Origin of the sequence: Streptomyces sp. NPDC086147 (assembly GCF_040702165.1) — a bacterium.
GTDB lineage: Bacteria > Actinomycetota > Actinomycetes > Streptomycetales > Streptomycetaceae > Streptomyces.
In genome coordinates this window covers 168,815-181,239 of sequence record NZ_JBFBJO010000002.1, presented here as the reverse complement: position 1 = coordinate 181,239, position 12,425 = coordinate 168,815, and the positions used below count along the sequence as shown (strand labels likewise).

The 12,425-nt window shown below is 72.5% G+C and carries 13 protein-coding genes; 10 read left to right on the top strand and 3 right to left on the bottom strand.

Going from position 1 to position 12,425, the window contains the following annotated elements; all coding sequences use genetic code 11:
* The first annotated feature begins 51 nt into the window (after positions 1-51).
* From AB0398_RS05710 to AB0398_RS05700, 3 genes are all read left to right on the top strand, one after another.
* Positions 52-996: a hypothetical protein gene (locus AB0398_RS05710; protein ID WP_366372515.1), complete on the top strand. Its 945-nt coding sequence runs from the start codon at positions 52-54 to the stop codon at positions 994-996.
* Positions 997-1,212: 216 nt separating this feature from the next.
* A complete protein-coding gene (locus tag AB0398_RS05705) occupies positions 1,213-2,424 on the top strand; it encodes a helix-turn-helix domain-containing protein (RefSeq protein WP_366372514.1) in 1,212 nt (403 codons plus the stop codon).
* A 50-nt stretch (positions 2,425-2,474) separates the two neighbouring features.
* Entirely contained in the window at positions 2,475-3,020 is a 546-nt protein-coding gene (locus tag AB0398_RS05700; protein WP_366372513.1) for a flavoprotein, read from the top strand.
* Between the two features lie 60 nt (positions 3,021-3,080).
* On the opposite strand, the gene AB0398_RS05695 is transcribed toward AB0398_RS05700, so the two are convergent.
* Positions 3,081-4,295, bottom strand: a complete 1,215-nt coding sequence (locus tag AB0398_RS05695; RefSeq protein ID WP_366372512.1) for an acyl-CoA dehydrogenase family protein — start codon at positions 4,293-4,295, stop codon at positions 3,081-3,083.
* A 213-nt stretch (positions 4,296-4,508) separates the two neighbouring features.
* Here AB0398_RS05695 and AB0398_RS05690 point away from each other — a divergent pair, with 213 nt between their 5' ends.
* Positions 4,509-5,156 carry a TetR family transcriptional regulator gene (locus AB0398_RS05690; protein ID WP_366372511.1) on the top strand — a complete coding sequence of 216 codons (648 nt, stop codon included), beginning with the start codon at positions 4,509-4,511 and terminating at the stop codon, positions 5,154-5,156.
* A gap of 48 nt (positions 5,157-5,204) precedes the next feature.
* Here AB0398_RS05690 and def read toward each other — a convergent pair whose 3' ends face one another.
* A complete protein-coding gene (gene def, locus AB0398_RS05685) occupies positions 5,205-5,765 on the bottom strand; it encodes a peptide deformylase (protein WP_366372510.1) in 561 nt (186 codons plus the stop codon).
* Positions 5,766-5,891: 126 nt separating this feature from the next.
* Between def and AB0398_RS05680 the strand changes: the two genes are divergently transcribed.
* From AB0398_RS05680 to AB0398_RS05660, 5 genes are all read left to right on the top strand, one after another.
* Positions 5,892-7,139, top strand: coding sequence for a MurT ligase domain-containing protein (locus AB0398_RS05680; RefSeq protein ID WP_366372509.1), 1,248 nt, complete (start codon positions 5,892-5,894; stop codon positions 7,137-7,139).
* A gap of 19 nt (positions 7,140-7,158) precedes the next feature.
* Positions 7,159-7,887: a glutamine amidotransferase gene (locus AB0398_RS05675; RefSeq protein WP_366372508.1), complete on the top strand. Its 729-nt coding sequence runs from the start codon at positions 7,159-7,161 to the stop codon at positions 7,885-7,887.
* Between the two features lie 158 nt (positions 7,888-8,045).
* On the top strand, positions 8,046-9,071 hold the full coding sequence (locus tag AB0398_RS05670) for a 6-phosphofructokinase (RefSeq protein ID WP_366372507.1): 1,026 nt from the start codon (positions 8,046-8,048) through the stop codon (positions 9,069-9,071).
* Positions 9,072-9,195: 124 nt separating this feature from the next.
* Positions 9,196-10,146: a cytochrome c oxidase assembly protein gene (locus tag AB0398_RS05665; protein WP_366372506.1), complete on the top strand. Its 951-nt coding sequence runs from the start codon at positions 9,196-9,198 to the stop codon at positions 10,144-10,146.
* Positions 10,147-10,319: 173 nt separating this feature from the next.
* The gene (locus tag AB0398_RS05660; protein WP_366372505.1) at positions 10,320-10,553 is read left to right on the top strand and encodes a hypothetical protein; all 234 of its coding nucleotides are present in this window, start codon (positions 10,320-10,322) and stop codon (positions 10,551-10,553) included.
* A 16-nt stretch (positions 10,554-10,569) separates the two neighbouring features.
* On the opposite strand, the gene AB0398_RS05655 is transcribed toward AB0398_RS05660, so the two are convergent.
* On the bottom strand, positions 10,570-11,571 hold the full coding sequence (locus AB0398_RS05655) for a DUF3048 domain-containing protein (protein WP_366372503.1): 1,002 nt from the start codon (positions 11,569-11,571) through the stop codon (positions 10,570-10,572).
* Between the two features lie 110 nt (positions 11,572-11,681).
* Between AB0398_RS05655 and AB0398_RS05650 the strand changes: the two genes are divergently transcribed.
* Entirely contained in the window at positions 11,682-12,407 is a 726-nt protein-coding gene (locus tag AB0398_RS05650; protein WP_366372502.1) for a lysophospholipid acyltransferase family protein, read from the top strand.
* Positions 12,408-12,425 lie beyond the last annotated feature (18 nt).

Sequence of the window (12,425 nt, the reverse complement as noted above, 5' to 3'; positions counted from 1 at the left end):
CCCGCCGTTCCCCCGTCCCCGCACCTCCACCCTCACCGGAAGGCTTCCGCCATGCCCCTCGTCTCCTCCCGCACGAAGCTGGCCACCGTCTCCGCCCTCACCGCCCTCGGCGCCTTCGCCTCCATGGGCACGGCGACCGCCGCCGCCCCCGAGCTGAACGGCGGCTGGGGGCCGTCCACCCGCTGCCCCGTCGACGCCCCCGCGATGCTCGCGGCCGACGGCCTCGACAAGGCGCCGCAGTGCGTCGCCTCCTTCTCCCTCAGCGGCTCCATCAAGCTGGGCAAGACGACGGTGAACACCGGGAAGACCAACCTCCAGATCGGCGCCATCCAGAACGCCGACGGCACCAGCACGGTCGTCGCCCCGCCCGCCGGCGCGATCATCGCCGACTCCGCCACCGTCCCCGGCGGCCTGCTCGGCCTGATGTGTCCGAGCGACATCCCGTTCATCACCAGCATCTGCAAGCAGCTGTCCGACGGGAAGCTCAACAAGATCACCGCGACCCTGGAGTCGGCCGGCACCCCCTCGGACTTCGACCAGATCGCGGGCGTCCTCACCGACCAGCCGATCGTCACCCTCCCGGTCCGGATCCGCCTGGAGAACCCGTTCCTCGGCAGCAACTGCTACATCGGGACGAAGGAGAAGCCGATCCTCCTGCGCCCGCGCAACTTCACCGCGCCCGAGTTCGGCCTGGAGCGCTTCAGCGCCGACGGCACCCCGAACGAGGAGGGCGACGTGAGCCGCATCAACCTCCTCGGCTCCACCCAGGGCGACAACACCTTCGCCGTCCCCGGCGCCAGCGGCTGCGGCCTCGGGCTGCTCGGCCTGATCGACGGCGCGGTCAACCTCAAGACGGGCCTGCCCTCCCCCGCCGGGAAGAACAGCCTCGTCCTCAACAACACCCAGACCTATCTGACCGGCCTGTACGCGCCGGGCGTCGTCGCCCCCGACGCCGGGAAGGTCTTCTCCCAGAGCTGGCACTCCGCCGTCAAGTAACAGCCACTCAGGGACGATTCCCGGCCTAGTCGGCGGCGCACGCCCTCCCGGGGACACCAACTCCTGCGCAAGTTGTGTACACCACCGAGCAGTTGTCCTAGCTTCAGCAGTCCCCGCAGGTACGCACCTGACGGCCGTGGCGGCGCCCCGTTCTCCGGGCAGGGCGCCGCACCGCCGTTCCCCCACCGGTCGCGCAGAAGAGCAAGGGATCGGTCCATGCCCGCTATCGCACAGCCGCCGAGCGTCGGCGAGCCCATCGACCCGCTCCCCCGGGAGTTCGCCGATCTGATGAGGCCGGAGATCCCCGGCCTCATCAAGGAGATCGGCGTGGAGGTCCAGCGGACCTATCCCGTGTACGCCCACCTCTTCAACGGGCCCCACTCGGACGCGATCCGCCAGGGCGTGGAGCAGGCCCTGGCGGCCTTCGTGGACCGGGTCGCCGACCCCGGGACGAACTCCGCCCTCCGCGACGAACTGCTGCGCAAGTTCGGCCGGGTGGAGGCCTACGAGGGCCGCGACCTCGACACCCTCCAGGGCGCCTACCGGCTCGGCGCCCGCATCGCGCTGCGCCGGGCCAAGAGCATCGGGCGCACGTACAACCTCTCCCCCACCCTCATCCTGGCCTTCGCGGACGCCCTCTTCGCCTACGTCGAGGAGCTGGAGGCGCTCTCCCGCGAGGGGTACGTCATGGTCCAGGGCCGCGCGATGTCGGACACGGCGGCACTGCGCAGACAGCTCCTCCACCTCGTCCTGGCCGGGCCGCCGCTGCCCCGGACGACCATCGCCGAGCTGTGCCGGGAGTCCTCCTGGGAACTGCCCGCCGAGTGCACCATGGTCGCCTTACGGGCCCCGGTCGCCGAACTCGTCCAGGCGGGCCTCGACCGGGACGTCCTCGCCGACCTCAGCCTCCCCCAGCCGCACCTGCTGATCCCCGGCCCGCTGACCCCCGAGCGCCTCGCGATGCTCGAATCCGCCCTGGCCGGCACCCCCGCCGTCGTCGGCCTGACCGTTCCGCCCCCGCAGGCCGCCCACTCCGTCCGCTGGGCCCGGCGCGTCCTCCAGCTCATCGACGACGACATCGTGCCGGACGCGCCGCTCGTGCGCTGCGAGGAACACCTGACAACGTTGTGGTTGCTCTCCGACCCGGCGCTCGTGCACCACCTCGCCGCGCGCGAACTGGCCCCGCTCGACGGCCTGTCCGGCAGCCGGCGCGACCGGCTGATCGAGACCCTGCGCGTCCACGTCTCCACCCGGGCCCCGGCCGAGCAGGTCGGCGAGATGCTGGGCGTGCACGCCCAGACGGTCCGCTACCGGCTGCGGAACCTGGACAACCACTTCGGCGACCGGCTCCTCGACCCCGACCGCCGCTTCGCCCTCGAAGCGGTCCTGCGTTCGCTGCACCTCAGGGACGGGAAGCGGAAGGACTGAGTCCGAGCGGGATCACCTCCGTACGATCACCATGTGATCGGATGGCGGTCATGAACGATCGGACCCTGTACCTGTTCAGCAGTGCCGCCTCTCCCGTCTTCGACGTCGCACGGGTCGTCGAGGAGGCGCAGGCCGACGGCTGGGACGTGTGCCTCGGCCTCACGCCGACGGCCGCCCGCTGGCTCGCCGGCTCCCTCGACGGCCTCGCCGCACTCACCGGGCATCCCGTGCGCTGGGACCACCGGCTGCCCGGCGAGCCGGCCGTGTGGCCGGAACCGGATGCGATCGTGGTCGCGCCGGCCACCTTCAACACGGTCAACCGGTGGGCGCTCGGGCTCACGGACACCTGGCTCGTCGCGGTGGTGGCCGAGGGCATCGGGAAGCGGATCCCGATGGCGGTGATGCCGTGCGTGAACTCCGCGTACGCCGCGCATCCCCGGTTCGGCCTGTCCCTGGACATCCTGCGCGGCGCCGGGGTGCGGGTCCTGTACGGCGAGGGAGGGTTCGTGCCGCACGAGCCGGGCCAGGGTGATCCGGCCGTCTACCCGTGGCGGACCGCCCTGGACGCGGTCGGGGACGTGCTCCGGCCGTTCTGACGCGTCCGCCCCGCGCCCCGGGAAGGGGTGCGGGGCGGACACGCGCTGCGGCGACCTGACTTACTTGGCGATCGTCCGGCTGATGACCAGGCGCTGGATCTCGCTGGTGCCTTCGAAGATGGTGTAGATGGCGGCGTCCCGGTGCATGCGCTCCACCGGGTACTCGCGGGTGTAGCCGTTGCCGCCGAGGATCTGGATGGCCTGGCCGGTGACCTCCTTGGCGACCTCGCTGGCGTACAGCTTGGACATGGAGCCCTCGGCCGAGGTGAAGGGCCTGCCGGCGGTCGCCATCCAGGAGGCGCGCCAGACCAGGAGGCGGGCCGCGTCGATCCGGGTGGCCATGTCGGCGAGCTGGAAGGCGACGCCCTGGTTCTCGATGATCGGGCGGCCGAACTGGACGCGGGTCTTCGCGTAGTCGAGGGCGACCTCGTACGCGGCGCGGGCGGTGCCGACGGCCATGGCGCCGACGGCGGGGCGGGAGGCCTCGAAGGTGGCCATGGCGGCGTTCTTCACGCGCTCGCCGCCCGCCTTCGCCTTCTCCCGGGCGCGGGCGAGGCGCTCGTCGAGCTTGTCCTTGCCGCCGAGGAGGCAGTGGCCGGGGATCCGGACGTCCTCCAGGACGACCTCGGCGGTGTGGGAGGCGCGGATGCCGTGCTTCTGGAACTTCTGGCCCTGGGAGAGGCCGGGGGTGTTCGGCGGCACGATGAAGGAGGCGTGGCCCTTGGAGCCGAGCTCCGGGTCGACGACGGCGACGATGACGTGGACGTTGGCGATGCCGCCGTTGGTCGCCCAGGTCTTGGTGCCGTTGAGGACCCACTCGTCCTTGGCCCCGTCGTACACGGCCCGGGTGCGCATGGAGGCGACGTCCGAGCCGGCGTCGGGCTCGGAGGAGCAGAAGGCGGCGACCTTGACGTCGTTGGCGTCGCCGTACATCTGCGGGACCCAGGTGCCGATCTGCTCCTCGGTGCCGTTGGCGAGGACGCCGACGGCGGCGAGGCCGGTGCCGACGATGGAGAGGGCGATGCCCGCGTCGCCCCAGAAGAGCTCCTCCATCGTCATGGGGATGCCGAGGCCGGTCGGGTCGAAGAACTGCTGGGCGTAGAAGTCGAGGGAGTAGATTCCGAGCTTGGCCGCCTCCTGGATGATCGGCCAGGGGGTCTCCTCACGCTCGTCCCACTCGGCGGCCGCGGGGCGCATGACGTCGGCCGCGAAGCCGTGGAGCCAGTCGCGCACCTGCTTCTGGTCCTCGTTGAGTTCGAACGTGAACTCGCCCATTTTCCCTCCCAGCAGTATGTTACTTGCGGTAACAGCAGTCTGTTACCGCCGGGTAGGGGCTGTCAACCTGCGCGGAAGCGGTTCGGCCCGACCGGCACCGGAACCGGGCCGGGTGTTACGTTGCGACGGCCCGGCGGACACAGAACACGGAACCGCGGAACCGCCGGGCGCGGAACCGCGGGATCGAGACCGTACGGCCGGGGAGACAGGCACATGGACATCGCGCACCGGACCACCGGCCCGCAGACGCCCGCCGAGCAACGGCGGCGCGAGCTGCTGGAGGCGGCGGACCGGGTGGTGCTCCGGGACGGCCCCAAGGCGTCCATGAACGCGATCGCGGCCGAGGCCGGCATCACCAAGCCGATCCTCTACCGCCACTTCGGCGACAAGGGCGGCCTGTACCGCGCCCTCGCCACCCGGCACACCGACGCGCTCCTCGGCGCCCTGCGGGCCGCGCTCGACGCCCCCTCCGACCGGCGCCGCCGGGTCGAGTCCACCCTCGACACCTATCTCGCCTCGATCGAGGCGATGCCGCAGGTCTACCGCTTCCTCATGCACCCCGCCGAGGAGCCCCACCAGACCGAGCAGGGCTTCGACGTCGGCCGCCACTCGGCCCCGCTGCTGCGCCGCATGGGCGAGGAGCTCGGCCAGGTCATCGCCGAGCGCGTCGACCTGGGCCCGGCCGCCGAGGCGCAGGCCCGCATCTGGGGCCACGGCATCGTCGGCATGATGCACGCGGCCGGGGACTGGTGGCTCGGCGAGCGCCCCTGCTCCCGCGCCGAACTCGTCCGCAGCCTGGCGGACCTCCTCTGGGGCCGCCTGGCCGAGGCCGACGACCGGGCGGACGGGCCGGGCTTCTAGGGTTCGCGCCCGGGGTCTGCCCCCCCGGAAGAGGAACCGGAAGCCCCCTCAGCCCTCCAGAACCGCCGCCCCGCCGCCCCACGGCTGCTTGCGGACCGCCCGCAGCAGACGTGACCTCCGCCACCCCGTGACGTGGTCCGCGTAGACCCCGCCCTCCAGGTGGTCGGCCTCGTGCTGGAGGCAGCGGGCGAAGAAACCCGTGCCCTCGACCCGTACCGGAGCCCCGTCCAGGTCCACGCCCTCCACCACCGCGCGGTCGAAACGGGGCGTCGGGGCCTCCAGGCCCGGCAGGGAGAGACACCCTTCCGGCCCCCTGAACACGTCTCCGTCCGCCTCCACCAGGCGCGGGTTCACCACGTGCCCCAGGTGGCGGACCTCCTCGTCGTCGGGGCAGTCGTACACGAAGACCCGCAGGCCCACGCCCACCTGGTTCGCCGCCAGACCCACCCCGTTCGCCGCGTACATCGTGGCGAACATGTCCTCGACGAGCCGGGCCAGTTCGGGTCCGAAGTCGGTGACGGGCGCGCAGGGCGCGTGCAGCACGGGATCGCCGAGCAGGGTCATCGCTCGGACCAGGCCGGAACTGCCGGGGATGGGGCGGTTTCGCATGCCGGTAAGGGTACGGTCCGCCGTGACCTGCCTATTTCACAGGATCGCTCGGCGGTGCCGCTGTTCGGGCTCCTGGCCGGATCTCGATAGGCTGAGCCCGGACCGACGCGAGGAGGAACAAGAACGATGTCAGGACACCCCGGTAATCCAGAGCCGCTGTCGCCGCGCGCCAAGCTGGCCGTGACGGCGGGCAGGGCCGCGGCCGCGGTGTCGCGGGCGGCGGGTCGCGGAAGCGGATCGGTGATCGGCGGCAAGGTGGCGCTGAGGCTCGACCCCGACCTCCTCGGGCGCCTCGCCCAGCATCTGGACGTCGTCCTGGTGTCGGCGACCAACGGCAAGACGACGACGACCCGGCTGATCGCGGAGGCCCTGCGCGCCGCCGGCCCCGTCGTCTCGAACGCGCTCGGCGCGAACATGCCCGCGGGCATCACCTCGGCGCTCGCCGGCGGCTCCGACTCCCGGTACGGCGTGATCGAGGTCGACGAGAAGTACCTCGCGGGCGTCGCCCGGGACACCACGCCCAAGGCGATCGCGCTGCTCAACCTCTCCCGCGACCAGCTCGACCGCGCCGCCGAGACCCGGATGCTCGCCGAGAAGTGGCGCGAGGGCCTGAACGGCACCAAGGCCGTGGTCATCGCCAACGCCGACGACCCGCTGATCGTGTGGGCCGCCTCCTCCTCCCCGAACGTGGTGTGGGTCGCCGCGGGCCAGGAGTGGAAGGACGACGCCTGGTCGTGCCCCGCCTGCGGCGGCGTCATGCAGCGCCCCGGCGACGACTGGTTCTGCGGCGAGTGCGGCTTCCGGCGCCCCGCGCCGAGCTGGGCGCTCAGCGGCGACCACGTGCTCGACCCGCACGGCTCGGCCTGGCCGATCCGGCTCCAGCTCCCCGGCCGCGCCAACAAGGCGAACGCCACCACCTCGGCCGCCGTCGCCGCCGTCTTCGGGGTGCCGCCGCAGGTGGCCCTGGAGCGCATGTACCAGGTGCAGGCCGTCGCCGGCCGCTACGACGTGGTCTCCTTCCAGAACCGCGACCTGCGTCTGCTCCTCGCGAAGAACCCGGCCGGCTGGCTGGAGACGTTCTCGCTCATCGACGGCCCGCCGGCCCCGGTGATCCTCTCCGTCAACGCGCGCGGCGCCGACGGCACGGACACCTCCTGGCTGTGGGACGTCGACTACGGCCGGCTCGCCGGCCACCCGATCATGGTGATCGGCGACCGCCGGCTCGACCTGGCGGTCCGCCTGGAGGTCGCGGGCGTGGACTTCCGCGTCTGCGAGAGCCTCGACGAGGCCGTCGCGATGGCCCCGCCCGGGCAGATCGAGCTGATCGCCAACTACACCGCCTTCCAGGACGTCCGCCGCCGCGTCGGCAACTGACCCGTAGAGGACATGCAGCATGAGTGACAGCAGCCTGCGCCTGGTCTGGGTCTACCCGGACCTGCTCAGCACCTACGGCGACCAGGGCAACGTCCTCGTCGTCGAGCGCCGCGCCCTCCAGCGCGGCCTCAGCGTCGAGCGCGTCGACGTCCGCAGCGACCAGCCGGTGCCGACCTCGGGCGACATCTACCTGATCGGCGGCGGCGAGGACCGCCCGCAGCGGCTCGCGGCCGAGCGGCTGCGGCGGGACGGCGGTCTGAGCCGGGCCGCCTCCAACGGCGCGATCATCTTCTCGGTCTGCGCCGGCTACCAGATCCTGGGCCACGAGTTCATCAATGACCTCGGCGAGCGCGAGGCCGGCCTCGGGCTCATCGACGTGATCTCGACCCGCGGCGAGGGCGAGCGGTGCGTCGGCGACGTCCTCGCGGACATCGACCCGCGCCTGGGCCTGCCCCAGCTCACCGGGTTCGAGAACCACCAGGGCATCACCCACCTCGGCCCGACGGCCCGGCCGTTCGCCCGGACCGTCCTCGGCAAGGGCAACGGCACCGGCGACGGCACCGAGGGCGCGTACAACGAGACCGTCTTCGGCACGTACATGCACGGTCCCGTCATGGCCCGCAACCCGCAGATCGCGGACCTGCTCCTGAAGCTGGCCCTCGACGTGAACGCGCTGCCGCCGACGGACGACCGCTGGTACGAGGCGCTGCGCGCCGAGCGCATCGCGGCGGCCACGCAGCCCGCCTGACCGGTCCGCACGGTCCGTCCGCACCTCCCGTACACACGTGCGTTGTCCACGGTGCGGACATCCGGTTCGGCCCCGCCACCCGGCGGCGATAGGGTGGCGGGGATCCAGCCGGACGACGTGGTCCGGGAGTCGGCCCACGTTGCAAAGGTTTATGGGCTATGCGCATTGGCGTGCTCACCTCCGGCGGAGACTGCCCCGGTCTGAACGCTGTCATCCGGTCCGTCGTGCACCGCGCCGTGGTGGACCACGGCGACGAGGTCATCGGCTTCCACGACGGGTGGAAGGGCCTCCTGGAGTGCGACTACCGCAAGCTGGACCTGGACGCGGTGGGCGGCATACTCGCCCGCGGCGGCACCATCCTCGGCTCCTCGCGGGTCCAGCCCGCGCACCTGGTCGACGGCGTCGAGCGCGCCCGGGGCCACGTCGCGGACCTCGGTCTCGACGCGATCATCCCGATCGGCGGCGAGGGCACCCTGAAGGCGGCGAACCTGCTCTCCGAGGCGGGCCTGCCCATCGTCGGCGTCCCGAAGACCATCGACAACGACATCGCCTCCACCGACGTCACCTTCGGCTTCGACACGGCCGTCACCGTGGCGACCGAGGCCCTCGACCGGCTGAAGACCACCGCCGAGTCCCACCAGCGGGTCCTGGTCGTCGAGGTCATGGGCCGCCACACCGGCTGGATAGCGCTGCACTCCGGCATGGCGGCCGGCGCGCACGCGGTCGTCGTGCCCGAGCGCCCCTTCGACATGGACGAGCTGACCGCCCGGGTCGGCGCCCGCTTCGCGGACGGCAAGCGGTTCGCGATCGTGGTGGTCGCGGAGGGCGCGAAGCCGCGCGAGGGCTCGATGGAGTTCAAGACCGCCGGCACCGACATCTACGGCCACGAGCGCTTCACCGGCGTCGCCAACCAGCTCTCCGTGGAGCTGGAGCGGAGGCTCGGCAAGGAGGCCCGTCCGGTGATCCTCGGCCACGTCCAGCGCGGCGGCACCCCGACCGCGTACGACCGCGTCCTCGCGACCCGCTTCGGCTGGCACGCGGTGGAGGCGGCGCACCGCGGCGAGTTCGGCATGCTGACCGCGCTGCGCGGCACGGACATCGTGATGGTCCCGCTGGCGCAGGCCGTGGAGACCCTCAAGACGGTCCCGGCCGACCGCTACGCCGAGGCGGAGTGCGTGCTCTGACGGCTCCCGTGCGTGACCGTACGCCTTCCCGTACGTGACACCCGCCCCCGGTCGCGATCGCGGCCGGGGGCGGTTCTAGTCTGGTGCGGACAACAAGCGCGAATCGGGCTCCGGGAGTGTACGGATGGATCACAGCGGGCACGGCATGACCACGGACCTGCCGCCGTTCACGCTGGGGCGGGGCCTGGAGTTCTCTCCCGACCTCTTCTTCCTGGTCGGCTGCCTCGCGGCGCTCGGCCTGTACGGGTGGGGCGTGGCGCGGCTGCGGCGGCGCGGGGACGCGTGGCCGGTGAGCCGGACGGTGTTCTTCACGGTCGGCGTCCTCACCGTCGCGCTCGTGATGTGCACCAAGCTGAACGACTACGGCATGGTCATGTTCAGCGTGCACATGGTGCAGCACATGGTGATCTCCATGCTGTCGCCGATCCTGCTGCTGCTCGGCGCGCCGGTGACGCTGGCGCTGCGGGCGCTGCCGGTGGCGGGCCGCGGCTCGACCGGGCCGCGCGAGCTGCTCCTGAAGCTGCTGCACAGCCGGTACATGAAGGTGATCACGCACCCCGGCTTCACCATCCCGATGTTCATCGCGAGCCTCTACGCGCTGTACTTCACGCCGCTCTTCGACTTCCTCATGGGGTCGAAGCCGGGGCACATCGGGATGATGGTCCACTTCCTGATGGTCGGCGTGGTGTTCTTCTGGCCGATCATGGGCGTGGACCCGGGCCCGCACCGGCCGGGGTACGTGATGCGGATGCTGGAGCTGTTCGCGGGCATGCCGTTCCACGCCTTCTTCGGCATCGCGCTGATGATGGCCTCGGAGCCGATGGTCGGGACGTACGCGAGCCCGCCGGCCTCGCTGGGGATCGACGCGCTCTCCGACCAGAACGCGGCGGGCGGCATCGCCTGGGCGTTCAGCGAGATCCCTTCCGTGCTGGTCCTGATCGCGCTCGTCTACCAGTGGTACCACTCCGAGCAGCGGCAGGCGGTCCGCAAGGACCGGGCCGCCGACCGGGACGGCGACAAGGAGCTGGAGGCGTACAACGCGTACCTGGCCTCGCTCCAGGCGCGGGGGAACTGACCTCCGGAAGGTCGTGGACGGGTCCGGTGCCGGTGCGGCGCCGGGCCCGTTCCGCGTGTGGAAGCCGGTTTCCGGCGCACGCCGGAGTGTCCGGGGAGTAGCGCGCGCCCCCCTCGCCGGGTCACGATGGTCGGAACGGCTTCCGCGGCCTCGGTCGGGAGGAGGGCGGACTGATGTCCGGTCCCACGAAGACGATGACGGTGCTCACCTGCGCCGCGCTGGTGCTCACGACGGCGTACACGGTCGCGCTCGGCAGCAGCGGCTGGCTCTGGTTCGGTCTGATGGTGCTGATCGTGGTGACGATCGGGGTCGCCGCGTCGGAGAGCGGGGCGGCCTCCGCCGGTCCGCGCCGACGCCCGCCGGACCGCTCGGGGCCCGCGGGTCCCATGGGCCCCCCGGGCATCTGACCCGCGTACGCCCCCGTCAGCGGGGCGCGAGGACGATCCAGACCTGCCCGGGGGCGAAGGCCAGGGGCTGCCCCTCCGGGGTGGTGAAGGACGTGCCGGACGCGACGGAGGGCCGGGACCAGCGGGCCTCGTGGGCGCGTCCGTCGCGCAGGACGATCGCGGTGCCCTCGCCGACGGTCTCGGTGTACGGGGAGACCGCGCCGGTTCGGTCGCGGAAGCCGGAGGGGCGGACGGTGACGCGCTGGACGACGACCGTCTCCGGGGTGAGCGGTCCGGTGTCGGTGGCGCGGGCCTCGCGGCCGTCCATGGCGACCCGCCAGGCGCGGTCGGCGGCGGACCAGGTGAAGGCGTAGCGGGCCGCCGGGTAGCGGACGGTCGAGGTGGTGGTCGGGGTGCCGTCCGGCGGGGCGGCCCCGAAGCGGAGGCCGATGTCGCGGGCGTCCCCGGCCTCCGGGGCGGCGGCGAGGGCGCGGGCGGGGCGCAGGTAGAGGTTGTGCGGGGCGGCCCGGTCCGGTGAGCGCAGGAAGGCCCCGGGCGCGGTGCTCTCGGTGACCGGGTAAAGCGGCGCGGCCTTCAGCAGCGGGTTCAGGGCGGACTGCGCCCCGGAGTAGGCGAGGGCGGGCCGGCCGAAGGGGGCGAGCAGGGCGATGTCGGACTCGCGGGCGCTGCGGACGGGTCCGGCGCGCTCGGGGAGGCGGGAGGAGTAGACGGCCAGGAGCCGGGTGGCGCCGCCCTCGACCTGTTCGACGTAGACGAGGTCGGCCGCGCCGAGCCCGGTGTGGGGGCGGGCCGCCGCCACGTTGTCGATCTTGACGGCGAGGACGGGCGCCGGTGCGGCGGGCAGGCCCGTGAAGGGCGAGCGGCCGGCCGGGGCCGTGGTGGTGGGGGCCGGGTCCGGCGCGGCCGTGCCGGAGCAGCCGTACAGCCCGGCCGCCGTCAGCGCGCAGAGGAACGCGGTGAGGATCCGGCCGGGGCGTCTCGTGCCGTGCCCGTTGGTCATGGTGTGCCCGTCGGTCATGGTGACGCTCTCCCACCAGTGGACCACGGGCCCGCGCGCGGATACAACGGGCGTGGCGGGAAGACGAACACATGACAGACGGACTGTCGGACGGGCGAACGGGGTCGCGAGTGTTCTACCAACTGATGAAGTACGTGCTCCTCGGGCCGCTGCTCAAGCTGCTGTTCCGGCCGCGGATCGAGGGCCTCGAGCACGTCCCGGCGGAGGGGGCCGCGATCGTGGCGGGCAACCACCTCTCCTTCTCCGACCACTTCCTGATGCCGGCCGTCCTGGACCGGCGGATCACCTTCCTGGCGAAGCAGGAGTACTTCACGGGGCCGGGCCTCAAGGGCCGGCTCACGGCCGCCTTCTTCCGGGCCGCCGGGCAGATCCCGGTGGACCGCTCGGGCAAGGAGGCCGGGCAGGCGGCGATCCGCGAGGGCCTGTGCGTCCTCGACCGGGGCGAGCTGCTCGGCATCTATCCCGAGGGGACCCGCTCGCACGACGGGCGGCTCTACAAGGGCAAGGTGGGCGTGGCGGTGATGGCGCTGCGGGCCGGGGTGCCGGTGGTGCCCTGCGCGATGGTGGGGACCTTCGAGATCCAGCCGCCGGGGCGGGTCGTGCCGCGGATCCGCCGGGTCACCATCCGGTTCGGGGAGCCGATGGACTTCTCCCGGTTCGCCGGGCAGGAGGGCGAGAAGGCGGTGGTCCGGGCGGTCACGGACGAGATCATGTACGAGATCCTGCGCCTGTCGGGGCAGGAGTACGTCGACGAGTACGCGGCGGTGGTGAAGGCCGCGGAGGCCGAGGGCGCTCCGGACGAGGAGCCGCGAAAGTTCCCCGGCGGGGAACGCTGAGGGCGGATCCGCGCACGG